Origin of the sequence: Fodinibius sp. Rm-B-1B1-1 (assembly GCF_038594945.1) — a bacterium.
In the GTDB taxonomy this organism is placed as follows: Bacteria; Bacteroidota; Rhodothermia; order Balneolales; family Balneolaceae; genus Fodinibius; species Fodinibius alkaliphilus.
Window position 1 is genome coordinate 1,203,140 of sequence record NZ_JBCFYD010000001.1, and the last position, 25,005, is coordinate 1,228,144.

At 42.6% G+C, this 25,005-nt stretch carries 20 protein-coding genes; 11 read left to right on the plus strand and 9 right to left on the minus strand.

Annotation, left to right across the window (positions count from 1 at the left end):
* Nucleotides 1-57: 57 nt before the first annotated feature.
* Complete coding sequence (locus AAFH98_RS05475; RefSeq protein WP_342521687.1) at nucleotides 58-831, minus strand: YebC/PmpR family DNA-binding transcriptional regulator; 774 nt, start codon at nucleotides 829-831, stop codon at nucleotides 58-60.
* A 208-nt stretch (nucleotides 832-1,039) separates the two neighbouring features.
* On the opposite strand from AAFH98_RS05475, the gene bshA reads away from it, so the two are divergent.
* From bshA to lacZ, 3 genes are all read left to right on the plus strand, one after another.
* Nucleotides 1,040-2,194, plus strand: coding sequence for an N-acetyl-alpha-D-glucosaminyl L-malate synthase BshA (gene bshA / locus AAFH98_RS05480; RefSeq protein WP_342521688.1), 1,155 nt, complete (start codon nucleotides 1,040-1,042; stop codon nucleotides 2,192-2,194).
* A 45-nt stretch (nucleotides 2,195-2,239) separates the two neighbouring features.
* Nucleotides 2,240-3,130, plus strand: coding sequence for a DMT family transporter (locus tag AAFH98_RS05485; protein ID WP_342521689.1), 891 nt, complete (start codon nucleotides 2,240-2,242; stop codon nucleotides 3,128-3,130).
* 105 nt (nucleotides 3,131-3,235) lie between these two features.
* Nucleotides 3,236-6,460 carry a beta-galactosidase, LacZ type gene (lacZ, locus tag AAFH98_RS05490; RefSeq protein ID WP_342521690.1) on the plus strand — a complete coding sequence of 1,075 codons (3,225 nt, stop codon included), beginning with the start codon at nucleotides 3,236-3,238 and terminating at the stop codon, nucleotides 6,458-6,460.
* Nucleotides 6,461-6,535: 75 nt separating this feature from the next.
* Here the strand turns inward: lacZ and AAFH98_RS05495 are convergent, their stop codons facing one another.
* Together AAFH98_RS05495 and sucC are read right to left on the minus strand one after the other, a co-directional pair.
* Nucleotides 6,536-7,330 (minus strand): hypothetical protein, encoded by a 795-nt coding sequence (locus AAFH98_RS05495; protein ID WP_342521691.1) that lies wholly within the window; start codon nucleotides 7,328-7,330, stop codon nucleotides 6,536-6,538.
* A gap of 130 nt (nucleotides 7,331-7,460) precedes the next feature.
* On the minus strand, nucleotides 7,461-8,675 hold the full coding sequence (gene sucC, locus AAFH98_RS05500) for an ADP-forming succinate--CoA ligase subunit beta (RefSeq protein ID WP_342521692.1): 1,215 nt from the start codon (nucleotides 8,673-8,675) through the stop codon (nucleotides 7,461-7,463).
* 290 nt (nucleotides 8,676-8,965) lie between these two features.
* On the opposite strand from sucC, the gene AAFH98_RS05505 reads away from it, so the two are divergent.
* Nucleotides 8,966-9,865, plus strand: coding sequence for an SMP-30/gluconolactonase/LRE family protein (locus tag AAFH98_RS05505; RefSeq protein ID WP_342521693.1), 900 nt, complete (start codon nucleotides 8,966-8,968; stop codon nucleotides 9,863-9,865).
* A gap of 63 nt (nucleotides 9,866-9,928) precedes the next feature.
* Here the strand turns inward: AAFH98_RS05505 and AAFH98_RS05510 are convergent, their stop codons facing one another.
* Complete coding sequence (locus AAFH98_RS05510) at nucleotides 9,929-10,948, minus strand: hypothetical protein (protein ID WP_342521694.1); 1,020 nt, start codon at nucleotides 10,946-10,948, stop codon at nucleotides 9,929-9,931.
* A gap of 111 nt (nucleotides 10,949-11,059) precedes the next feature.
* Nucleotides 11,060-11,605, minus strand: a complete 546-nt coding sequence (locus tag AAFH98_RS05515; RefSeq protein WP_342521695.1) for a D-glycero-alpha-D-manno-heptose-1,7-bisphosphate 7-phosphatase — start codon at nucleotides 11,603-11,605, stop codon at nucleotides 11,060-11,062.
* Nucleotides 11,606-11,751: 146 nt separating this feature from the next.
* On the opposite strand from AAFH98_RS05515, the gene pyrR reads away from it, so the two are divergent.
* The 3 genes from pyrR to AAFH98_RS05530 all read left to right on the plus strand — a co-directional run bounded on the left by pyrR (nucleotide 11,752) and on the right by AAFH98_RS05530 (nucleotide 14,525).
* Nucleotides 11,752-12,294 (plus strand): bifunctional pyr operon transcriptional regulator/uracil phosphoribosyltransferase PyrR, encoded by a 543-nt coding sequence (gene pyrR, locus AAFH98_RS05520; RefSeq protein ID WP_342522053.1) that lies wholly within the window; start codon nucleotides 11,752-11,754, stop codon nucleotides 12,292-12,294.
* Nucleotides 12,295-13,257, plus strand: coding sequence for an aspartate carbamoyltransferase catalytic subunit (locus tag AAFH98_RS05525; protein ID WP_342521696.1), 963 nt, complete (start codon nucleotides 12,295-12,297; stop codon nucleotides 13,255-13,257).
* Nucleotides 13,258-13,337: 80 nt separating this feature from the next.
* The gene (locus AAFH98_RS05530) at nucleotides 13,338-14,525 is read left to right on the plus strand and encodes a GAF domain-containing sensor histidine kinase (RefSeq protein ID WP_342521697.1); all 1,188 of its coding nucleotides are present in this window, start codon (nucleotides 13,338-13,340) and stop codon (nucleotides 14,523-14,525) included.
* A 15-nt stretch (nucleotides 14,526-14,540) separates the two neighbouring features.
* On the opposite strand, the gene AAFH98_RS05535 is transcribed toward AAFH98_RS05530, so the two are convergent.
* The 3 genes from AAFH98_RS05535 to AAFH98_RS05545 are packed head-to-tail and all read right to left on the minus strand — an operon-like array spanning nucleotide 14,541 to nucleotide 17,619.
* Nucleotides 14,541-15,953: a glycosyltransferase family 2 protein gene (locus AAFH98_RS05535; protein WP_342521698.1), complete on the minus strand. Its 1,413-nt coding sequence runs from the start codon at nucleotides 15,951-15,953 to the stop codon at nucleotides 14,541-14,543.
* On the minus strand, nucleotides 15,940-17,136 hold the full coding sequence (locus tag AAFH98_RS05540; RefSeq protein WP_342521699.1) for a HEAT repeat domain-containing protein: 1,197 nt from the start codon (nucleotides 17,134-17,136) through the stop codon (nucleotides 15,940-15,942). The genes AAFH98_RS05535 and AAFH98_RS05540 overlap by 14 nt, the downstream gene beginning before the upstream one ends.
* A 15-nt stretch (nucleotides 17,137-17,151) precedes the next feature.
* Nucleotides 17,152-17,619, minus strand: coding sequence for a response regulator transcription factor (locus AAFH98_RS05545; protein ID WP_342521700.1), 468 nt, complete (start codon nucleotides 17,617-17,619; stop codon nucleotides 17,152-17,154).
* A 196-nt stretch (nucleotides 17,620-17,815) separates the two neighbouring features.
* On the opposite strand from AAFH98_RS05545, the gene AAFH98_RS05550 reads away from it, so the two are divergent.
* Nucleotides 17,816-20,275 (plus strand): sulfatase-like hydrolase/transferase, encoded by a 2,460-nt coding sequence (locus AAFH98_RS05550; RefSeq protein ID WP_342521701.1) that lies wholly within the window; start codon nucleotides 17,816-17,818, stop codon nucleotides 20,273-20,275.
* A gap of 68 nt (nucleotides 20,276-20,343) precedes the next feature.
* Nucleotides 20,344-21,555, plus strand: coding sequence for a YaiO family outer membrane beta-barrel protein (locus tag AAFH98_RS05555; protein ID WP_342521702.1), 1,212 nt, complete (start codon nucleotides 20,344-20,346; stop codon nucleotides 21,553-21,555).
* Nucleotides 21,556-21,561: 6 nt separating this feature from the next.
* Here the strand turns inward: AAFH98_RS05555 and AAFH98_RS05560 are convergent, their stop codons facing one another.
* Entirely contained in the window at nucleotides 21,562-22,491 is a 930-nt protein-coding gene (locus AAFH98_RS05560) for a DMT family transporter (protein WP_342521703.1), read from the minus strand.
* Between the two features lie 184 nt (nucleotides 22,492-22,675).
* On the opposite strand from AAFH98_RS05560, the gene AAFH98_RS05565 reads away from it, so the two are divergent.
* Together AAFH98_RS05565 and AAFH98_RS05570 are read left to right on the plus strand one after the other, a co-directional pair.
* Nucleotides 22,676-23,362 (plus strand): TetR/AcrR family transcriptional regulator, encoded by a 687-nt coding sequence (locus AAFH98_RS05565; RefSeq protein WP_342521704.1) that lies wholly within the window; start codon nucleotides 22,676-22,678, stop codon nucleotides 23,360-23,362.
* Nucleotides 23,363-23,475: 113 nt separating this feature from the next.
* Nucleotides 23,476-24,990: a TolC family protein gene (locus AAFH98_RS05570; RefSeq protein ID WP_342521705.1), complete on the plus strand. Its 1,515-nt coding sequence runs from the start codon at nucleotides 23,476-23,478 to the stop codon at nucleotides 24,988-24,990.
* Nucleotides 24,991-25,005: the final 15 nt, after the last annotated feature.

The following is a 25,005-nucleotide window of genomic DNA, read 5'->3' on the forward strand; positions in this document are numbered from 1 at the left end:
TAATCAATTAATTGTTTAGAAAACGTAACGAAAAAGTGGCTTGAAAATTATGAGATGTTAATCCATTTGTTCAGCAATGGCCAACGTCTCCTCGTCCATTTCCATATTGGTAAACACATTGGAAACGTCATCATTATCCTCAAACTTTTCCATTAGCTTAAAGTTTGATTCAGCTACATCGGCTTCTACTTTTACCTCAGTCATGGGGATGCGAATAAGTTCGGCTGAATCAATCTCGTAGTCAAGCTCTTCAAGATTGTCACGGACCTCATACATCGATTCGCGGCCAGTTGTTACATTAAGTACCTCACCATCGGTATCAATATCTTCAGCACCGGCATCAATAGCTTCGAGCATGAATTCCTCCTCATCAATATCATGTTCTTGGTCTTCTTTTTTTATGCGAATCATGCCTTTTTGTTCAAAAAGATAATCCACTGACCCATCGGTACCCAGATTACCGCCATGCGATGAAAAGATATGACGAATTTCGCCCACCGTGCGGTTATAGTTATTGGTGGTTACCTCAATAAAGTAGGCAATGCCACCGGGGCCATATCCTTCATAAGTCGCATCTTCATATTTGCCGTCGCCTTCGTCAAGTTCTCCAGTACCCTTTTTGATAGCGCGCTCAATATTATCCTTAGGCACGTTATCACTTTTGGCATTGTTGATAGCCGTGTCAAGCCTCGGATTCATTTCCGGATCGCCACCGCCTTCGCGTGCAGCAACGGAAATTTCACGCAGGTGCTTATTAAAAAGCTTATTCCGCTTTTTGTCTTCTTTCGCTTTTTTATGTTTTATATTTGACCATTTGGAATGACCAGCCATAGGTAAATATCTGTTTTGTTTAAAAACAATATGTGCTTTTGGGTACAGGTGATACCCAAATTTTTCAAAGCCTGTAATATAATAGATAACTCACTTTGCACCTAATATGGGATTGGAGGAAATGGGATACACTGTTATTTTGTTGCACCTTTAGGTTATCAAAAAGTGATAGCCTGAAATTTTCCGATAATTTTTTAAATAGCTTCGAATGAATATAGGAATTGTTTGTTATCCCACCTTTGGAGGAAGCGGTGTAGTTGCTACTGAACTGGCAAAAGGGTTGGCTCATCGTGATCACAATGTGCATATTTTAAGTTACGCGCGTCCGGCTCGGCTGGATACATTTAGGACCAATATTTCGTATCACGAAGTGAATATGAATACGTATCCGCTGTTTGAATATCCCCCTTATGATCTGGCGTTGGCAAATCAGATGGCAAACCTCATAGAATACGAAAAAATTGATGTATTGCATGTGCATTATGCTATTCCGCACGCCACCAGTGCTTATTTGGCTAAGCAGATCCTGGGTGAAAAGGCGGCGCATGTCCCGTTGATTACTACTTTACACGGGACGGATATCACTATTGTGGGTAGTGATCCCAGTTATAAAAGTGTAGTAGATTTTTCGATCAATCAAAGTGATGGTGTTACGGCGGTATCTGAATATTTAAGGAATGAAACCTACGAGCGTTTTGATATCAAAAAAGATATTAAGGTCATACCGAACTTTATTGATTTGGATCGTTTCCAGAAATCCAATCAGAATCATTTTAAAAAAGCAATTTGTCCCAATGATGAAAAAGTAGTGGTGCACGTATCAAACTTTCGGGAAGTGAAACGCGTGCCGGAAGTAGTAAGCGTGTTTGCACATATCCTGGAGCATGGTATTGAAGCTAAATTGCTGTTAGTGGGGGATGGTCCCGACCGTCAGCGTGCCGAGCAGCGATGCCGCGAGCTGGGGATATGCGACCAGGTTCGCTTTTTGGGTAAGCAGGATCAAGTGGAGGATATTTTATCTATTGCAGATCTGTTTTTAATTCCATCGGGATCGGAAACTTTTGGGTTGGCCGCGTTGGAAGCAATGAGTTGCAGCGTGCCCGTGGTGAGTTCAAATATCGGGGGACTTCCGGAAGTTAATATTCATGGCAAAACCGGGTATTTATGCGATTTGGATGATATTGAATGCATGGGGGATTATTCAGTTAAGATTCTATCAGATGAAAAGTTGCACAAAGAGCTTTCTGAAAATGCGCGTAAGCAGGCTGAGACGTTTGAGATGAGTAAAATTATCACCTTGTACGAAGAATACTACAAGCAGTGTAAGCAGCAGTTAGAAAAGGAGTCGGGCAGTGCGGCATAAAGGGTTTGTGTTCATGATCAAGTCAAAAAGTATTTCCTATTTGATATGACCGATTCTCAGACTTCATTACGCGCTATCGGTTATATCATTTTTGGAGCGGCAATGGTAAGCTTTACGTCTGTATTAGTAGAATTGACGAATGTAGGTCCCACCGTTTCGGCTTTTTACCGCATGTTTTTTGGCGGACTTATTTTATTGGGAATTACCGTTGCCAAAAGAGATCGTTTATGGTTTGGGATAAAGAGTATCGGTATTCCACTTGTCTGTGCTCTGTTATTCAGTTTAGACCTTTTCTTCTGGCACCGTAGTATCAATTTTGTAGGACCGGGATTGGCCACTATACTGGGAAATATGCAGGTCTTCTTTGTAGCTCTTTTGGCGGTACTGTTTTTAAAAGAAAAACTTGGTTGGCGACTATTGGTTGCGATTCCTTTTGCAGTGGTGGGATTATTTATGATTGTGCAGACCGATTGGGGACAAGAAAGTGGTTACGTAGAAATGGGGGTGTTGTATGGATTGCTTACAGCACTTTCGTATGCGTTTTATATTTTAACCCTTCGAAAGTCGCAATCTTCCGGATATAAACTTCGCTACTCCCTTATTACCAATATGATGTGGATAAGTTTAATGTCGGCAGCGATATTAGGAATAACGGTCTTAGTTGAGCCGGGAGCACACTTTGGAATACCAGATACACAAACGTTGTGGGCCTTGGTTGGGCTGGGGATTGTTGGGCAAGTTTTGGGATGGGTTTTTATCTCAAAAGGTCTGCCCCAGGTGAATGCTTCAGTAGCAGGATTAGCTTTGCTACTACAGCCGGCGCTGGCTTTTATGTGGGATATATTATTCTTTGACCGACCTACAACAGCTTTAGAATATGCTGGGGCAACTATTGTATTGGGTGCTATATACCTTGGGGCTACACAAGAAAAGTAGTCGAAGTAGCATTATCTCTATCAAAAAATTGGTAACGGATTTCGATTTTACAAAATAAAATGTTAGCGTTACCATAGTGATCAAAGCCAACAGAATATTAGCATTATGAGTAAATATCCCCGATCATTAGTCTTATCTTTTCTAAGCTTTCTGTTTCTCTCTTTTGGGATGGGATGGCAGCAGGTGCAAGCACAGGTTGCCCTTTCCGAGCTCCCCGACTGGGAAAATCCCCAAACCATTGGGAGCAACAAGGAGCCTGCACGTACCATTTTTGCCTCGTATCCTGATGTACAATCGGCACTTAATGACACCGATCATAAAATGGGTTCTTATTTCCACAAATCGCTTGATGGGCCGTGGAAGTTCAAGTGGTCGCCAAACCCAACAAATCGTCCGGCAGAATTTTATGAAGATAGTTTTGATGCCGGAAGCTGGGATGAAATCACCGTTCCTGCCTCGTGGCAAACGCAGGGCTATGGCCAACCCATTTATTTGAATTCACAATACCCGTTTGAGTCGATAATGGGTGGCTTGTTTCCTCCGCGCGTGCCTCGTGATAATAATCCGGTTGGTTCGTACCGGCGGACATTTACCGTGGCTGATGGTTGGCAAGACCGGCAGACATTTATCCATTTTGGTGGTGTTAAAAGTGCATTTTACCTGTGGGTGAACGGCCAGAAAGTGGGGTACAGCGAGGGATCCATGACGCCGGCGGAATTTAATATTACGCCCTATCTGAAAGATGGTGAAAATACGCTTTCGGTGGAGGTGTATCGTTGGTCGGATGGTTCTTGGCTCGAGGATCAGGATATGTGGCGGCTGAGCGGAATTTATCGAAGCGTGTACCTGCATTCCCAACCCGATGTGCATTTCCAGGATTTTGAGATCCGGGGTGGATTGGATGACCAATATCAAGATGGGGAATTGGAGGTTACAGCCGAGGTGCGGAACAGTACGGATGAGGCTATTTCTGCGCCTGTGGTAGAAGCACATCTTTTTGATCCGCAGGGTAATCGCGTGGGAAAAGGACCAGCAGTTACGGCAAAAACGCAGCATGATATGCCCTCGGGAATGCACAGTCAGGCTAAACTACGGACAGAGATCGATCATCCCCAAAAATGGACAGCCGAAACTCCGAATTTATATACCGTGGTGTTAGTACTGAAAGGTTCTGATGGAAAAGTGCTGGAAGTTACACGCGAAAATACGGGATTTCGGGAAGTTGAAATCCGGGACAAAATGTTTATGGTCAACGGAAAGGAGGTGAAACTGAAGGGAGCGAACCTGCACGACCACGATCCACAGACCGGTCGAACAGTGGATTATGAGACCATGGTGAAAGATGTAAAACTGATGAAGCGGCATAATTTGAATGCTGTGCGGATGGCACACTATCCCCATGATGCTAAATATTATGATCTTTTTGACGAATATGGACTATATGTGGTGGATGAGGCTAATATCGAAACGCACGGTATTTCCTTTCGCAAAAACCTGTTACCGGGCAGTGATCCGCAATGGACCAATGCGGTGATGGACCGGGCCCGAAGCATGGTTGAGGCACGGAAAAATCATCCCTCGGTGGTAATATGGTCGCTGGGTAATGAGGCGGGCAATGGGGCCAATTTTAGGCAGATGGCTTCGGACGTACGCACAGCTGACCCCACGCGCCCTATTCACTATCAGCATATGAACAGTGTGGCCGATATGATGAGCTACATGTATCCATCTGTGGATTACCTGCAGGATGCGTTGAATGATCCGGATATCACCAAACCGATTGTGTTGTGTGAGTTTGTGCACTCAATGGGTAATTCTACGGGAAACCTGGATGAGTATATGTCACTAATGGAGAATAACCGTAATTTCATAGGTGCTTTTATCTGGGATTGGGTGGACCAGGGATTGTGGAAGGATACCCAAAATGGTGAGGGATATTGGGCATATGGCGGCGATTACGGTGATGATCCCAATGCCGGGAATTTTAACGTTAATGGGGTTGTTTTTCCCGACCGGGAGCCGCAGCCAGCCCTTCAAAAAGTGAAATATTCGTACCAATTTATTGCGGTATCTCCAGTTGATATTGAAAAAGGCGTTGTACGTGTGACGAATAATTATTCACATCGAACACTTGATGACTACCGTTTGCGTTGGTCGGTGAACCAAGATGGGCAAACTGTTCAGTCGGGATGGGTCGACGAGCTGGATGTTGGACCCGGGGAATCAAAGGAAGTAACATTGCCGACCTCTTCACCTAATTTGCAGGCGGGTAGAGAATACTGGTTAAATGTGAGTTTCCACCTGAAAGAAGAGACACGTTGGGCAGATGCGGGATTCAAGGTAGCATGGGAACAGATGAAGTTGCCCTATGCAGTAGGTTCGGCTCCAGAGTTTTCAGTAGAGGAAGTATCCCCGTTACAGGTAGAGGAGTCTGGTAATAAGATTACAGTTTCCGGTACTGATTTTGACTTGATGTTTTCTCGTAAAAGTGGAGCTCTTGAGCAGTTTAAGTATGGTGACAATAATCTTATCGACGGTTCGCTCGAACCTAATTTTTGGCGGGCCACTACAGATAACGATCGCGCTGGGTGGCAAAACGATTTAGACCCGTGGAAGAAGGCGGCGAAAAACCGAACAGTAAATAGCGTTGAAGTGAAAGAGGTCAATAACAACCGGGTGCGCATTTTGGTTAAGGGTACTTTACCAGTTGGAGCATCAACCTACCAGACTGAGTACACTGTTTTGGGTAATGGCGCAGTGCAGGTTGATCAGCAATTAGAGCCTATTGGCAAAGAACTTCCTCCGGCTCTTCCCAAGGTAGGGATGCAAATGCAAATCCCACAAGAATATACAAGGATGACGTGGTACGGTCGCGGCCCCGAAGAAAATTATTCGGATCGTAAGAAGGGGATCGCCGTTGGTCGATATTCTGGTTTAATTGATTCACTTTGGACTGACTACCCGTATCCGCAGGAAAATGGAAACCGCAGCGACGTGCGTTGGGTGGCGTTTACGGATGATCAGGGCAATGGTATAATGGCAGTTGCTGAAAAGACATTGAGTGTGAGCGCATGGCCCTATACGTTGTGGGATTTAGAGCAGGCAAAACACATCAATGAACTGCCTCGGCGCGATTTTTACACCATAAACCTGGATTATAAACAGCAGGGAATTGGAGGGACGAATACCTGGACGTCACTAGCAAGGGCATTGCCACAGTATCGATTGCCGACAAGCGAACACTATCGCTATCGGTATTATTTGCGTCCAATTACTACTGAGATGGATAATCTTAATGATATTGCTAATTATTCCTTTCCCAATGAGTAGGGATAACTAAAAAATGGGAGTGATAAGGTGTGCCCTGCGAGTTGTATGATTTCTGAGAGGGAGGATTATACATATTTATTTACGCATCTGTTTGAACTTTACATGCGGAGCTGTTGCGCGGTTTTGATAGCCATGGATGGAAATAGCGATAAATAAAACAACTGATACAACAAGTGCGGTTATGACTATTGATTGATGAGTTTGCCAGTTGGCTACTGCTACGGCAACGAGAGCCCAGATACCGACCAGTGCAAATTCGCGCATATTACGGGTTACGATCATAAATAAATTAATGAACCCTGCAATAATAATCATAGTGATAGCCCAGCTTACATCGCTAATACCGAAACCATTCCAGCCTATCTTTGTAAGGTAAGTTGAGATATTGGCGATGATGGCTACAGTAATCCATCCGGAGTACAAACAGAAGGGCCACCATAGTAGAACAATTTTTGGAAAGGGTGCATCCCAGCGTTCCATGTTGGTATTGATGATAATCTTCACCAGTGAAAATAATAGCAAGACAATAAGTAGGACTGAAAAGCCAATCATATCATAGACCCAGGCAATAAGCCACAGGCTGTTGGCAACACAGCTTATAACGAACCACCAACCTATTTGAAGGATAAAGTTATCGTTATTCACCTTTTTGAATAGTCCGCGGACCTGATAAATGACAAACCCTGCAAGCATCAGGTAAATTAATCCCCATATCGAAAAAGCATAACCTGCTGGAGTAAACAGGTTATTATATCGTGCTGAGACATCACCGATCGTCTGCCCATTAATTAAACCTGCACCTGCTACGTAATTTAAAGTGATGGTAATAGTAAGTGCTGCAATATTGGCGATTTGAAGTATCTTTTTCATGAAAGTCAGCTGAATTGGATGAAATAAACTACACACAAAACTGATAAACAGTATAGACTGTTCCTTTAAATAAGAAACCCTGTCAGAATATCTAATTCTGACAGGGTTAGAGTCTAAGTCATTAACCTGTTTATGAAGCAGGTGCCAATACTTTTGAAACTTCTTCGGCTGCTTCTTTAAGGAGTACGGCGGAGATCACATTTAAGTCTGAATTGTCAATGATCTCTTTTGCTTCCTCTGCATTGGTACCCTGCAGGCGCACAATAATGGGTACATTTTCAACTTTCTTAGCAATTTCGGGATCGTTAACTGCTTCGATGACCCCGTTGGCAACGCGATCACAGCGGACAATGCCACCAAAAATGTTAATGAGGATCGCTTTCACATTTTGATCTTCCAAGATAATGCGGAAGCCGTTTTTCACAGTTTCAACATTGGCGCTACCGCCTACGTCCAAGAAGTTGGCAGGTTCACCGCCCGAAAGCTTAATGATATCCATTGTTGCCATGGCCAGGCCGGCGCCGTTTACCATGCAGCCTACGTTTCCATCCAGCTTGATGTAGCTGAGTCCGTACTCCGAAGCTTCCAGCTCAACGGGATTCTCTTCCGACTTATCGCGCAATTCTTCAATTTCCGGATGACGGAATAACGCATTGTCATCAAAAGTCATCTTGGCATCCAGCGCCATCACATCACCGCCGGGAGTAAGAACCAAAGGATTGATCTCAACCATGTTGGCATCGGTCTCCAGGTAGCAGTTGTATAACGCCATGATAAATTTCACTGCTTTCTTAAAGGCATCACCTTCTAATCCCAATGCAAACGCCAGGTGACGTGCTTGGTTATGCTGCAGATCCATGCCAGGTTCAACCCATTCCTTGACAATCTTGTCGGGCGTTTCTTCGGCGACGGTTTCAATATCCATACCGCCTTCGGTAGAAACCATAATTACGTTTTTGCTCTTTGCACGGTCGAGCAGAATACCGAGATAAAACTCCTGTTCAATTTCGACACCATCGGTTACATAAATGCGATCAACTTTCTGTCCTTCTTCGCCGGTTTGCTTGGTCACCAATACATCGCCAAGCAGTGATTCGGCTGCATCGCGCACTTCATCAATAGTATCACAGAGAATAACACCGCTTACGCCACTTTCTTTGGTTTCACCCTTACCGCGCCCACCAGCATGAATTTGAGCTTTTACCACAAAAAGGGTAGCGCCGTTTTCTTTCATTTTCTTAGCTGCTTCAACCGCTTCTTCGACCGAAGTCATCGCCGCACCGGCTGGAACAGCAACATTGTATTCTTTTAAAAGTTCTTTCGCTTGATACTCATGAATTTTCATAACAACAATCGTATAGTTAGTAATTACCTCAGTTTAACTCGTCGTAAGGGATGATGTTGACATCCCAGGATACCGTATCAAAATTGAGCGCTTAATATAACAAATGAATCACAAGAATTTTAGGGCTTTGCCAGTAAATATTTATACTGCTGTATCGATATAATTCTACTTGTTTAAAGGGGAATTGTTTTTGTCGGTTTTGTTTTTTAATAGTTGTTCATGGCAAGTATTTAAACGTGCATATTATTGCTATCAGAAAATTATGATTAATATTAAATAAGGTGACTGATATGAATCATCTAAACAACATTGCAGTAGGTGTTTTGGGATTTATCTTTCTAATCGCTGGAACGATTCAGGGACAATCTATTGTGGATGAGGATACGAGGCCTCAAAAGATTACGGATGGCTACCAATTTACAGAGGGGCCTGTTTGGCACGATTCGGGATATCTGTTGTTTAGCGATATTCCTGCAAATACCGTGTATAAGTGGGCTCCGGGAGGACAGGCAGAAGAGTTTTTGAATCCCAGTGGGCATTCCAACGGACTTACCTTTGCTGAGAATGGACATTTATTATTGGCACAACACGATGGAGCCATCGGCCATTTGGCTGAAGGTGGAGAACTTGTAACCGTTGTGGATTCATATGAAGGAAAACGCTTAAACAGTCCCAATGATCTTGTAGTAAAGTCCGATGGGGCAATTTATTTTACTGATCCCGATTTTGGTGTTTCAGATGAAGATAAAAAGCTGGGTATGAATGGCATATATCGCTACTCGGAAGAGAATGGTTTGACGCTTCTTGTTGAAGATTTTGACCTGCCCAATGGCATAGTATTTTCTCCCGATGAGGAACGGTTGTATGTGAATGATACCCGTCATAATCACATCCGTGTGTTCGATGTTAAAGAGGATGGGACGCTTGCAAACGGAAAAATATTTGCCGAAATGAAATCCAACGCCGAAGGCGCAGCTGATGGGATGAAAGTTGATAGCGAAGGAAATCTTTATTCAACAGGTCCGGGCGGTTTGTGGATTTTTTCGCCAGAAGGAGAGGTGTTACAGCAGGTCGAGATGCCAGAACGTATTACCAATTTAGCGTGGGGCGGATCTGATTTTAGTACCCTTTTTCTAACAGCGCCTAATGCAGTTTATCAACTTGAAACTAACCAGAAGGGAGAAAGATAAAGGTAAGGGTTAACTTATTTTCCTACATCTAACATGGGGTGGTTTAAAGCCAGTTTGTTTTGGTTAATAAGTAATTCGGACTTTTCGAAGACCCATTGACCCGACATCAATAATATAGATTTCGAATGTCCCGCTTCGGTCGGAACTGAAAATAATTTCCTTGCCATTGGGAGACCACGAGGCATAATGATCTTTGCCTGGGTGACCAGTGAGTCGTTCGAGGTTGCTGCCGTCAGCTTTAATGGTAAAAATATCGAAACTGCCAAACCGGTTGGATGAAAATACGAGCTGAGTTCCATCGGGAGACCACTGTGGCCCCAAGTCAAAGTGGGGATCAGTGGTTAGTTGTTTAACGTTGGAACCATCCGCATCCATGATATAGATATCGAAACTTTCATTACGATCAGAGGCGAAAGCGATTTTTGAGCCATCCGGTGACCAAATAGGGTCCACTTCGTAAGAATGCGGGGAATAGGTCAAACGCGTTTGGGAGCGTCCATCGGGACGCATGGAATAGATTTCGAAGTTCCCATCCCGATTAGAAAGAAATAAAATGTATCTGCCATCGGGAGAGAAAAAAGGATATACATCGGTTGAGTCATTATCGGTAAGCTTTCGAATATTCTCACCTTTATAGTCGCGAAGATAGATTTCCATATCTCCATCCTCACTGGAATGGTAGACTAAATTGCGACTATCAGGCGACCAGGAGGGCATATCTACATCGCGGGCAGAGTTAATCGGAAATTCTTTTTCATGCTGGTCTTTGCCCTGATAAGTGAAGTCATAATAGTGTTCACGTTCCCGTTCAGAAAAATAGGCTACATGTTTGCCGTTTGGTGCCCAAGATGGGTAGTAGTCGTTGGCCGGATGACGGCTTATATTATGTACGTCTCGCGTTTGCAGATCGAACACATAAATGTCGTAATTTCCATTGATTGATGCTGCAAAAGCAATTTCATTTCCTGTGGGTGACCAATAAGGATGGATAAAGCCCGAGGTGTCTGGCGATATAAGTTGGGCAACTCCGATATTGGATAGTGGCAGAACGAGTAACCCCAAAAATACCAGGAAGTATTTCATAGCTTCCTCATTATTTAGTAAGCATCGAATTTATATTACTAAATAATTTTCTGTAAGTCACTATTGATGTTAGACTTTCGTGATTAGTACATACAGGATATGGATGGTCGATTAAATGGATTTTATAACTTGTCCAATATTATCGTAGATAGGAATATTGTGTTGTTCGAGCCAGCTTTTGTCTTGCTTGGGTTCGTGACGCGACCGAATAAAGAACGGGGTTATTCCAAGTTTTATCGCTGGTTTTAAATCTGAAATTTTATCGCCAGCCATAAATGAGTTGCTAAAATCGATATCGTATTTGGTTGCTGCTTTCTCGAACATGCCCGTGCCAGGCTTGCGATCTTCCGGAGCATATTGTTGATCGGGATCATGCTCAGGGTGATGGGGAGCATAGTACCAATCATCAATATGTAAGTTTTTTTCAACAAGCTTATCACCAACCCACCGGTGGAGCTTTTGGACATGTTGTTCGGTGTATCGACCGCGGGCAATGCCGGATTGGTTGGTTACTACAATAATTTTAAAATTTTGCTCTTTCATCCAGCGTAACGCATCGATAGCGCCCTCGCACCACGTCCATTCTTCGGGGGTGTGTACATAATTGTAATCCACATTAATGGTGCCGTCGCGATCGAGAAAAAAAGCTTTATTCATAGGGGGCGTATATAAAAATTGGCAGTGAAGTAATGCATCCTAAAATACAAACCAAGAAGAACAAATTTTAGAATTGAGTTACTTGGAGGCATTCCATAAATTCATGCAGCTAAAACACACCTAAGACGAGGCTTCGTTTGGATAAAGTGAAAATAATGTCGGCCGACGATTTGAATCGCACGTACTTGCGATTCGCTCATCAGTTTTTGGAGCCACATGATAATCCTCAACAATTAGCGATCATTGGAATGCAAACCCGTGGCGTGTATATGGGGAAACGCATTGTGCAGCATATCAATGAAAAGTTTAGTTATGATATCGATTTTGGGGTGTTGGATGTTACTTTTTATCGCGATGATTTTCGAACAAGACTGAAAATGCCGCAGGTAAAAGTGACCGAAATCCCTTTCGATTTATACGATCGTGATGTAGTGTTGGTAGACGATGTGCTCTATACCGGCCGTACTGTTCGATCTGCAATGGATGCATTGATGGATTACGGGCGTCCCCGGACAATCAAATTTTGTTGTATGGTTGACCGCGGTCATCGTGAGCTGCCGATCTGTGCCGATTATATTGGTACAAAGTTGCCTACGCATGTGCAGGAAGAAGTGCGCGTAAAAGTGAAGGCGCTGGATGATGAAGATGCTGTTTATGTCGTAGAAAATGCCGATGAGGAGGCTAAATAAATGACTGAAGATATCGAGCTGAAGAATAGCGACCACGATTTTTCTCACAAGCATTTGTTGGGATTGGCCGATTATTCCAGGGAGGATATTTTATATGTCTTAGAACAGGCCAAATATTTTCGCGAAATTTTAGATCGTCCTGTCCCCAAAGTACCTACGCTTCGCGATAAAACGATTGTGAACTTATTTTATGAGGATAGTACGCGCACTCGACTCTCGTTTGAGTTGGCACAAAAAAGAATGGGTGCTGATGTTGTAAACTTTTCCAAGGGGTCATCCAGTGTTAAGAAAGGAGAATCCCTAAAAGATACCATTCGCAATATCAGTTCTATGAAAATTGATATGGTAGTCACCCGTCACTCGAGTCCAGGTGTGCCGCACTTTTTAACGCGATGCGTGGATGCAGCCATCATCAATGCCGGCGACGGTGCACATGAACATCCTACCCAAGCGCTGCTCGATATGTTTACCATGCAGCAGGTATATCCTGATTTAAGCGGTAAGAACATCGCTATTATTGGGGATATTGCGCATAGCCGCGTAGTGCGCTCCAATATTATCGGTTTATTGAAGCTGGGGGCCAACGTTACCGTTTGTGGTCCCAAAACAATGATGCCAGCTTATGTTGATGAACTTGGGGTAAATGTATCGTACCATCTTGAAGAAGTGTTGGATTGGTGTGATATCGCGATGGCGCTACGCATTCAGTTGGAACGCCAAGAAGATGGCACTGAACTTTTTCCCAGTATTCGTGAATACCACCAGCTTTTTGGGATTACGATGAAGCATCTCGAAAAATATTCCAACTTTACCATTATGCACCCCGGGCCGGTAAATCGTGGCGTAGAAATGGAGAGTGAAGTGGCTGACAGTGACCGATCTATTATTTTGAGTCAGGTGACAAACGGGGTTGCCGTACGTATGGCCATTCTCTACTTGCTTAGTGGCGGTTCACGCGTTTAGAATTTTGTTGTTTGATCTGTAGGTTAGGGCGAAGTATACAGGGTAGGTTTCAGTGAATAGGTTAACAAATCTTTTGAGGTATGGATCAGGAAATTGGTCGATTACAGCATTTGTCATCTTTTGCTTTAGATTATGGTGAGTATCATCATGAATTAAAACCTTTCGTAAATCTTGCCAAAGAAATTACAGATTCTCCTGTTTGCGAGATCAATATTATCGATGCTTTTAACCAGTGGACGATCTCACGAACGGAGGAGAAGCTGAAAGTTATTCCCCGGGAGCAAAGTGTTTGTTTTGATACTATTCAGCAGAATGAACCTTATGAGGTTTCTGATCTCCAAGAGAATAGTCGTTATCAGAATCGGGATTATGTTACGGATGAGCCTTATTTTCGTTATTACTGTGGGGTACAGCTAACCACGGAAGAAGATAGAAGTATTGGTTCTATTTGCGTGCTCGATCAGAAAACAAAAGAAATTAGCGACCGCCAGAAAAGGCAACTGCAATATCTGGCCGATCTGGTTGTGCAGCATTTGGAAAAAGATCGTACAACGTATGAGGTTAAAAAACAGGTTCATAAATTGAAGGAGCGATTTAAGACCCTTAATCACGATCTGAGGAGTCCCATAAATGGCATTGTAGGTATTGTGGATTTGTTAATGAGCGATGATGATACTGTGGAAGTGGACACCGAAGACCTGCTGACAATTAAAGATTGCGCTAAAGCTATGGTGGATGAAATTGATGGGGTAATGATACATGATGACCAGGCTTTAACAAATGGTGTTGACAGTATCATGTTGAATAAGGTTTTTTCAAAAGTGGAAAACCTGAGCCTGCCTCAAGCGAAGAATAAAGAAATAGATTTTAAGATAGATTATGGTCAAGATTCCAATCAGCCTATTTCGGTATATGCTTCCAGGCTGTTAGTGCAAATTTTAAGCAATTTGGTAGCAAATGCTATCAAGTTTACTGGCAGTGGTGGGGAGGTAACAGTAGCGAACGAGATCTACGAAGAAGATGACCAACAGTATTCAGAGATTAAGGTGAAAGATAACGGTACCGGAATGCCGGCAGAGGAAGTGGAAAAGTTTAATTCGGGCAAAAAAGTGACCGGTTCTGTGGGTACAGAGGGCGAAGCCAGTTTTGGGATTGGGCTGCAGCATGTACGCAATTTGGTGTCGGAGTTAAAAGGCCAGATAACTGTAGCAAGTAAAGAGGGCAAGGGATCAACGTTTACAGTAACAGTTGCTTTGGCTAATCTCTGACAGTATAAAAAAGCCTTATTGTTCGAATCCTTTTCGGATCATTTCCCCCCATTCTTTTTTGCCCTTTAAAAAGTCGAAAAGCCCTTTTGTTTGCCACCAAGAGTGGATTTGGCGATAGCCGAGGTTCTCTATAAACGAGTAGAAGCCCAGTATAATAACATCTTTAAAGCTACTGTACGTCTTGAACGTTATTTCTTCGGCCAGTACTGCTATCATGGATACAATCATGCCATAGATAATGGACAAGGCAAAGAACAGGAGAATAAAGTTGAGGTTGAAAAGAGCGGGCAGAGAAAGGGCAACAATCAGGTAGATATAGCTCAAGATATTTATAATAGGGCCCAATAGTTCAAAAATGAGGAAAAAAGGCATCACAAACATACCAATACGTTTATAAGTGGGATTGAAAAGCATATATGCATGCTTCAAAAGTGAATCAGCCAGACCGCGATGCCAGCGGTTACGTTGGTTACGCAAACTTTGATAGTCCGTGGGTACTTCGGTCCAGCAAATAGGTTCGGGTAAAAATCGGATCTGGTAGTCTTCCTTATTGCGCAGATGGTAGCTGTGCAGGCGAATAATAAGTTCAATATCTTCGCCCACCGTATCAGTAAGATATCCCCCCACTTTTAAAACGGCGCGACGGTCAAAAATGCCAAAGGCCCCCGATACAATAAGTAGACTTTTAAAATAATCCCAGCCCACTCGGCCGAAGAGAAAGGCGCGGATATATTCTACTGATTGCAGTAGAGCCCAAAAGTTCTTCGGGGTATGAATTTCTTTGATTTCTCGATTTTTGAGTTTGCAACCGTTTATAACCCGAACTACTCCTCCGGCAGCTACCGTATTTTTATGCTCTACAAATGTTTGGATAAGTTTTTTTAACACATTTTGTTCAAGAATAGAATCTGCATCAATAGAGCAAATTAGGTCGGTTTCTGCAATGTTGATGCCTGCATTTAGAGCATCGGCTTTGCCTCCATTTTCTTTGTCTACCACCGTAAGGGTTGGGATATCCTCTGAGCGGTAGATCGTACGTATCTGTTGATGATCAATTTGCTCTTCATAATAAATATCGGTTTCAACAAGACTAAAATGGTCAATAAGTCGCTGTAAGGTATCATCTGGGCTTCCATCGTTGATCACAATGATTTCATAAGCGGGGTACTCGAGCTTCAACAGCGATTCTACCGACTCAATAATATTGTCGGCCTCATTGTAGGCCGGTACTAAAATGCTTATTGATTTGAAAAGGTCGGTCTTAAAAAGAGCATCAGGCTGAACAACACTACTATGTAAAAACTGTTTTCGAACGTAAAGAAGAGCACCGATTACCAATGCCAGGTAAACGGTGTTGACCGTAAAAAAATATGCGAGAATAAATTGTTCAATGGTATTAAACAGCGTCCAATTTTCAAGCATGGGCATTCTGTTGACGGTTATTGAGAGCAATTTTAACACCCGAAGTTATTTCTAAAATAGAATCTAAATAGGCATTTATTTGCCCATTTACCTGCTTTTGAGCCCGCATATTTTTTACTGTTTGTAAGGTTTTGTGAATGAAATCAGTGAAAAGCCTCAGTTTTAGCTCATTTCCCATTATAAATTCGTTTATAATAGTTTTTCGGATGGAAAAGGGGGCATCCAGAAGAGTATCCAATAAAAATGAAAGATTTTCAGATGTTCCGAATGTACTAAGTGTTTTAACGCCAGCCAGTCGTATGGATACATCATTTCCTTGCTTAGTATAATCTCGGATGATAGATGCCGAATCGGTATGGTGGAGTTCACCCAGTGCGGTAATAAGTGCTCGGACAAGCAATACGTTCTTGGTACTGTAGTTAATACGCTTGAGGTATTGATGCAAGAACTCGCTGCATCCATGAAATTGTTGGAATCCCATGTATCGAACGATAATACTTTTAGTATGAGGATCAAGATCTGTCTGTAATAATTCTTCAAAAGCCTTGCGTAATTGGGGACGGTCTTCAATCTTACCGGTGTCGAAGCTGTGAAGCAGTTCCGAAATCATTAAATCGGAGACATCATTTCTTCTGAAAAATCGAAGCAGGGCTTTTCGACGGTTCGGCCACCCCTCGGCTGAAAGTAGTGCTTTGGTAGCTGCAAAAGCTAATTTGAGATTGTACGATTGACTTAATGATACAAGCTTGGCTTGTACGTGATTGCTTTGACTGCCAATATGTTGAAAGTAAAGACAAGCATATATTTTTGAGTTTGTGGTGAACTCAAACAACTTTTGTTTGTAAAATTCAACGAATAAGGGATGCTCAATTAGATTGTTGAGTCGTTCTCGTTCAATGCCATCCAATAAGTTATCCAATTCTTTAAGGAGTTGGATAAAGAAGGAATAGTCCTTAGATCGTTGAGTGATTTTTTTTATGATTTTATCGGCAGAAAGCTGTGGGGTAGAAGACTCGGCATAATCTAAAAGCAGTGAAAAGAAATAGTCTCGAAACTTTTGTTCATACTGGTCCCAATACTGCATTTTTTTGCGGGTCCAATAGGTATAGCCCAGCAAAAAGGTAAATAATACAAAAAGGGTAACGATCAGGCCTATTAGGGTATGTATAGCAATGTCAAAGTCAAGCATGCTATAATATATAGGCTACGCAGCCTGTGTCAACAGTTTGCGAATACGGGCCGTAAATTCTTTCGGTTGAAATGGTTTGGTAATATATTCATCAGCGGTGAGATCAAAGCCGCGTTCAATATCTTCTGATCGTGATTTGGCAGAGACCAAAACTACTTTGGTATTTTCGAAGCAAGAATTTTCTCTGATCTTTTTAAGGATTTCAAATCCATTCATGCCCGGTAGCATCAAATCCAGAATGATAAGTTTGGGTATATTTTTTTCTGCATATTCTAAGGCCTCTATTCCATTGCTTTTGCTCACGATATCATAGTCAAATTCTTTAGCAATGAGCCGGTTGATCAATTTTCGGCTGAGATCGTCGTCATCAACAACTAATATTTCGTTTTTTGTTACTGATGATTTTTCAGATCCACTAAACCCATTATGTGCTGAATTCTTTTTGATACCTGCTAACTTGTGGAACGAACTTATTTTCTTCATAACTGCCTATGTTTTGCCGTTGTTATTTTATTTGGGCAGTAACCTTAGTAATCCCTTTTGCCAATGTAATGTTTTTTGTTAGAAAATCTTAATGTTACATTGAAGTCCTAATATTTTGTGTCGTAATAATCTAACACATTAATTTATTTATGGTTTTTGTAGATGTAAATATATGTGAATCAATGCAGTAGCGGATATGTGTGGAAGTAATAACAAAATAGTTGATATCAGTACCTTTGTTAGATTATTAATAGGATTATGGGCAACAGTAGCAATTTCTCGTGTCTATGAAGCCTTGGTAGGGATATGGTATTACGGGATTGAGTTTGTATCGGCGGGATATGTTAGTTCTGCCTTGGTTCATGATTTCCAGTTGACCGTGTTTTTAGCCATGGTTTTGGGAGCTCTATTTGTTGCCCTCAGTTTTACCGCTGGAAAAATATCGTATAATATTATTGCTTACCTTGCCGCCCTTATCATTCTCATTAACTTTTTGTTGATAACCTATTTTGGTGCAACGCAGATCCCTTTGGGAGCTGAATTTTGGGCGTATTCTGTTAGTGAAATGACCAATACCGTTCTTGCCGCAGAAAGAGTGTCGTTGGTGGGGTGGCTCTTCTATCCGGTGGTGTATGTGATATGCTATTGGATTATAAAAAAGTTACTGGTGGTCGAGCTATTCCCACCCCAAAAGAAAAATCGCCCTTTAATTTTTGGAGCGATTGTGCTGTTGGCTTTTGGGGGTTCCTTTTTTGTTTCTGTTGATGAAGAAGCTACACCAGCTCAAAATGATAAGCAGACGAACAAGCTGGTATTTTTTGTAACAAAAAGTATTGCTTCTGTTGATTGGTTAGAAGGGCAGCAATTCGCTGGTGATGTAGGTGAATACCCACTATTACGCGATGCCAATTATGAGGATGATACACTCGGCCCATTTTTCGAAGAGTTTGATCGATCCCCAAATGTGGTGTTTCTGCTGGTGGAAAGCCTGGGAGGAGAATTTGTAGGGCCGTCGGGACAGTGGACAGGCTTTGCGCCTTATCTGGATTCCTTGTCCCAACAATCATTGTATTGGGAAAATGGGTTGAGCCTGTCGGGACGTACGTTCGGTATGGTGCCATCCCTATTGGGATCGTTACCTTTCGGCAATCATGGTTTTATGGAGCTTGGCCCCAACTACCCCGGCCACCAATCTATTATCAGTATTCTCAATCAGAGAGGATATTACACCGCATTTTATAGCGGTTATGATACATATTTTGATGGTCTCGATTTTTTCCTTGATTACCAGCAGACTGATTTTGTGTTAAATAAAGAGAAATTGCGAGAGCTGTTACCCGAAGCGGCCCGTACATCGAACTATTGGGGCGTTGATGACAAGACGATGTTGGATTTCTCTGCAAGCTTGTTAGATACGGCGCAAGCATTTCCCCGGCTGGAAATTTATCACACTCTGCAAAGCCATTCGCCATTTAATGTGCCGAATTCCCAAAAGTACGAGCAGGAGTTTCACAAAAGGATCAATGAGCTTGATCTGTCAGCTGAACGTAGAAACGCTTTCCAACGGTATCGGGCCGAGTTAACGACGCTTCTTTTTGCTGATCAGGCAGTTGAGGAATTTATGAAGTCGTATCGGAGACACTCCGAATTTGAAAATACCATATTTGTCATAACGGGCGACCATTGGCTTATTCCGGTACCTCAAACATCGGCTATTTCTCGATATCATGTGCCTATAATGATCTATTCGCCAAAATTGAAAGAGGCCGCGCATTTTAAGTCGGTAAATACCCATGCCGAAGTAATGCCGTCGTTATTGGCACTGCTTGATCAGAACACAGCAATGCAGATGCCTGGGTCGGTTCACTGGATGGGTGGGATGATGGATACGGCTCGTCATTTCAGAAGTACACAGTCGGCCCCCCTCATGCGAAATAAAAACCAGATTTCTGATTACTTGTATAAAGATCATTATTTGTATGGGGATGAACTCTTCAAGCTTAGTGATGGCCTCAGGCTTATTCCACAAGATAGTTCTTCTGCAAAAAATCAGTTGCAGAAAAAGCTGAATGAGTTTAAATCGATTAATAAATATGTGGTAGAGCAAAATCGTTTGTACAGGGACAATTCTGATGCCAAAAGTAGTCCTTATGCTTTTATATCAGATTACGATACGCTATTTACCCGCCTTGATTCGGCCGGGCTATCAATTGATGAGCAATTTCAAGAAGCCCGCCAAGCTGCCTTTAATGGTAACTATGAGGTGGCAGAAGTTATTTCTAAACGAATTTTATTGCAGGCTCCCGATTATCATGATGTGAGGATTTTATTAGGTAGAGTAAATGCATGGCAGGGAAATTATGATGAGGCCGCAGGTTATTTTGAGGAAGTCTTGCAACGAGACCCAAGCTATGCCGATATCTATAACGCTTACTTTGATAATGAATTTTGGCAGGGGGATCACCAAAAAGCACTGGATGTAATAAACAGGGGATTGGAGTATCATCCCAAGGATGAACAGCTGTTAGAACGCAAGATAAAAATACTTTACGCGATGCAGCGTAAAGATCAGGCCCAACAGTTATTTGATGATCTGCGACAGGCTAATCCAGATTACAAAGGGCTGCAGGAATTAAAAAAGTATATTGCAGAATAATTGATATGTTTTGTTTACCGTTGCTTACTACAGATGTTAAAGACATGAAAAAAATATGCTGTTTCTTTTTGTTAGTAATTCTGATAGGATGCATCCCTATTCGAGGACAAGCTCAAATGGATGAGCTTTCCGTGGATCAGCTTTATGAGCAAGCAAGGACGTTGGCATTTGATGAGGGAGACTATCAGGCGGCGCGAAAATACGCTTATGCTGCATTAGATCGAAGTCCTGATTATCATGGTATTCGTATTTTTGTGGCGCGGTTATATAGTTGGGAGCAAAACTATGAGAAGGCCGAAGAAGAGCTTAATTATGTCTTGGATAAAGATCCTGAAAACCGACAGGCTTTGCTTGCTTTGGTAGATGCTCAGCAATGGTCGGGACAGTTAGAGACTGCCCTAAAGACGATAGATCGTGCGTTGGCACATTATCCGGGAGATACAGAATTTAGACGTAAAAAAGCAGATATCCTTTATGGGGCAGAAAATTATAGCCAGTCTGAAACGATATATCGATCCATTCTTACAGATGATCCGGGTAATAGAAAAGCTCGGGAAGGATTAAAGAGTGCGGAGCTGCAACAAATGAAGTATCGGGCTACTGTTTCGTATCGTTATGATCGATTTCGGACCATTTTTGATCCCTGGCATTTTACGCAGTTTGGACTTAGTCGACAGACCGCCATTGGCTCGGTAACAGGCCGTGTTGAATACGCTCGTCGTTTTGGTTCGGATGGAGCTCAATTTAATATAGATTCGTATCCGTCAATAGCCAAAGGGCTTTATGCTTATGTCAGTGGGGGATATTCGCAATCTTCTATCTACCCGGATTATCGGTTTGGGCTTTCGTTGTATAAGTCCCTTCCCTCAGCGTTTGAGTTGGAGGCCGGTATGCGATATCTGGATTTTGGAAGTTCAAAAACGGATATCTATACCATTTCGCTGACCAAGTATTTGGGCAGTTACCTTTTTACAGGTCGATCGTATTTGGTACCGTCATCGAGTGGTACTTCAAAATCGATTAATATTACCAGTCGACGATATTTTGGGACGGCTGAAAAGTATGTGAGTTTCAATGCTGGATACGGTTCTGCTCCTACACAGATAGAATTTTCGAACGATATTGAGGCTCTGAATTCGTGGTCAGTAGGAATCGATGCACAGTTCCCGCTTTCAGAGCGTTGGTTTCTGGGCGGAAATATTGGATATGATTCCGCGGAGTATCCAAATTTTGTACGAAAACGATTAAGTATGAAGGCAAACGTGTCCTATCGATTTTAGAAAGAGTTATTCATCCTTCACCCCAGCCGTAGTAATATTGGGTTCTTTTTTTCTTTTCCAGCGAGCTAATACAATCCCGACAATAACCAGTGCCGATCCGCCGTACTGTAACAGCGTTAGTTGCTCGTTGAGCAGAGCTACGCCAAACACAAGGCCCAGCACCGGAACAAGATTTTGATAGGTGGCGGTATGAACAGCTCCTACTGTTTGTAGGCCATAGTTCCAGATCAGGTAAGCTACTCCAATAGAAAGTAAGCCGCTGTAAACCACTCCACCATAGGCTGCCGCCGAAATTTGTGTCCATTCCAGTTGGATAATGTTTGGCAAGCCGATCAGAAAAAGAACAATGGCCCCGATAGTAGCCATAATGGCCGAAAATTGAATGGGGGTATATCTGCTTAAAAATGACTTGGATAAAATGGTATATCCGCCCCAAACGACTGCTGCGGCAATAATGATGAGATCACCAAGAAAAGTATCTGATCCAAATGAAAAAGGGTTTTTACCTCCGGATACAATGAATATGATGCCGGAAAAAGCAGCGATAACACCCAATGTTTTAAAGATGTTCATCCGCTCGAGGTTGAAGAAGTGACTAATGATAGCGACCCAGATAGGGATAGTTCCAAGCATGACTGCTGCATTGGCGGCATAGGTATAGTCGATGCCAATAATAAAGAGCCCTTGATAAATGAGGTTGCCCAGCAAGCCCATACCCAGCAGGGGAAGCCAATCTCTTTTGGGAATTGTAAAGAGTTGATTTCGATAGAAAAGAACAATCCAGACGATGGCCGCTGCAAACAAAAACCGGAGACCATTAAAGCTGAGCGGGTCGATTTCTGCCAGTGAGTACTTAACGACCGAAAAGTTGAGTGCCCAAATAACGGCTACTAAAAAGAGGGATAATTCTACAAGAGATTTTTTGGAGAGGTTCAATGGTAGTGATGTAATTAGAAAAGAAAATTAAACCATAAAGGTAGGGGATAATTGGCAAAGTGTCTTGGAGTATTACAATTATTAATGTGGGAATGGGAATATTTTAATATCAAGTGTTGGATTTTCTAATAGTTACCCTTAACTTTGGTCACTTTCTGACTAACAGTCATTTATATAAGAACAAATGGGTAAAAAGGATCGAAAGGCGCGTGAGAAAGAGCGTCGAAGGAATCAAATACTTGATGCTGCGGAAAAGGTTATTTTTTCTCAAAGCCTGGAGCAAGCAACAATGGATGAAATTGCCGAGGAAGCCGAGCTCAGCAAGGGTACATTGTATCTGTATTTTAAAAATAAAACGGAACTTTATATTGCTATTACCCAACGCGGGTCGGATCTGCTGAACAGCAAATTCGCCAAAGTATTTTCGGGAGCTCATGACCATACTGGGCTCGAGCTAATTCGAAAAATGGGCGAAACCTATTTGGATTTTGTTCGTGAATATCCCAATTACTTTACGGCATTTATGTATTATGAGTCGCTGAGTGACGTAAAAGTCCTTGAAGATAGCACCTATGCAGAACAATGTGATCAAAATAGGCGTGAAGCATTGAACTTTATGATACGTGCTTTGCAGATCGGTATGCAGGACGGTTCTGTTGATGATCAATATGAGCCTAAAGAGTTGGCGACGATTATTTTTGCCAGTACAAGAGGACTTACGGCCATGGTTCATGCCAGTGGAAGAGGTCATCATGCTCAGCTTTTGGATGAAATTGAAGTGGGAGTGAGTACCATATTCGAAAACTTTCTGAACCTATTAGTGAAGGGGATGGCTTCTCCAAATGAATTAAAAAATTCTGAAAATGGTTAGAAATGACTGTCGTTCATTTTGTTTGTAACAATGGGAGATAAGTCACGTAATGACATGCCTTGTTATGCACAATATTTAACCGCAAAACTATACTTTGTAACTATATTATTTCTATGCATCCAACGAATATTTTGAAAATTGGATTAACAGTAATTTTGTCACTCTCCATATCGACTACGGTTTTGGGGCAGCAAGATTCAACGCAAACTGCTTTTGAAGAGATAGAGGAAAATCCCGGTGCGATTTCACTTGATCAGGCTATACAGATAGCACTGGCTAACAATACCGAAATAAAGCGTTCACTCCTTTCCGTACGTGATGCAGACCAGCAAGTACGCACAGCATGGAGTAACGTAATGCCGGAAATTACATCTTCGGCAAACTATACACGCAACCTGGAGGTACCGGTTAACTTTATTCCGGAAGTTGTTTTTGATCCCAATGGCGACCCTGATAAGTTGGTGCCTGTGGCATTTGGAACCGATAACAACTGGCAGGGAGGGTTTACCATTTCTCAAACTATTTTCAATGGACAGGCTTTTGTAGGTGTTAGTACCTCGGGCTTGTTTAAAACAGCTCAATCAGAAGGAATGCGAGCTACGGCCCAGGGAATTGTAACGCAAACGCGGATGGCCTACTACCAGGTGTTAATTGCAAAGGAACAGGTGCGGTTGCAGCAGAGCAGATTAGATCGTGTACAAGAAAATTTAGATGATACTCGTAAGAGTTATGAGCAGGGGCTTGTTGATAAATATGCAGTAACGCAGCTCGAAGTCCAGCTTGAAAATATTAAACCCAACTTAACAAGTGCCAAATTTTCCGAAAAAGAGTCCATACGTAACTTGTTGGATGCAATGGGGCTACCTGTAAGCTTGAGTTTAGAGGTAAAAGGGGATTTGAGTGGTTATGACATCCAGTCTGCTAATGCATCTGAAATAGAAAATAAGGCCATTAAAAAGGTTGATCGTATGACCGCCCTTTCATTAGAGTCAGATTCAGCATTATTACAGAGGGCTTTTGAAATGCGTGGAGACTTGCGTGTGCTTGATGTACAGCAGCAATTGCAGGAGAAGCGAATAAAGGCTGAAAAGAGTAAGTATCTACCCAGCGTGCAGGCCAATTATAATATGCAGTGGACGGCTGCCCAGTCTGGAACGCCCGTCTTTTTTGGATCAGAACAGCAGCGAGCCCGGTCACAAACCTTTATGGTGGGGGTGCAGCTACCAATATTTCAGGGATTCAGACGCGATGCGGCGATCCAGCAGGCGCAAATTCAACAGAAGGATCTGCAGTTGCAAGAGTATCAAGCTAAGCGAACCGCGGAGAGTGAAATCACATCGGCAGAAGAAAGTATAAGAGAAGCTTTTCAGATTGAGTCTGCGCGTAAGCGGGCGCTGGATTTGGCTCAAGAGGGATATGATCGTGCCTTGAAGAGATATCAGTCCGGACTCGGATCACAACAAGAAGTGACGGATGCAGAGCTTCAGCTACGTGAGGCCGAAGTTGGGTATGCCCAGATGGTGTTTAATTATTTGGCAGCAAAGGCCCAGTACGATCAGGCGGTTGGCAAGGTGCCTTTCGTCGAAGAAGATGTAGAACCTATTAAAAATAAGATTGAACTCGAATAAACGAACCTACGAACA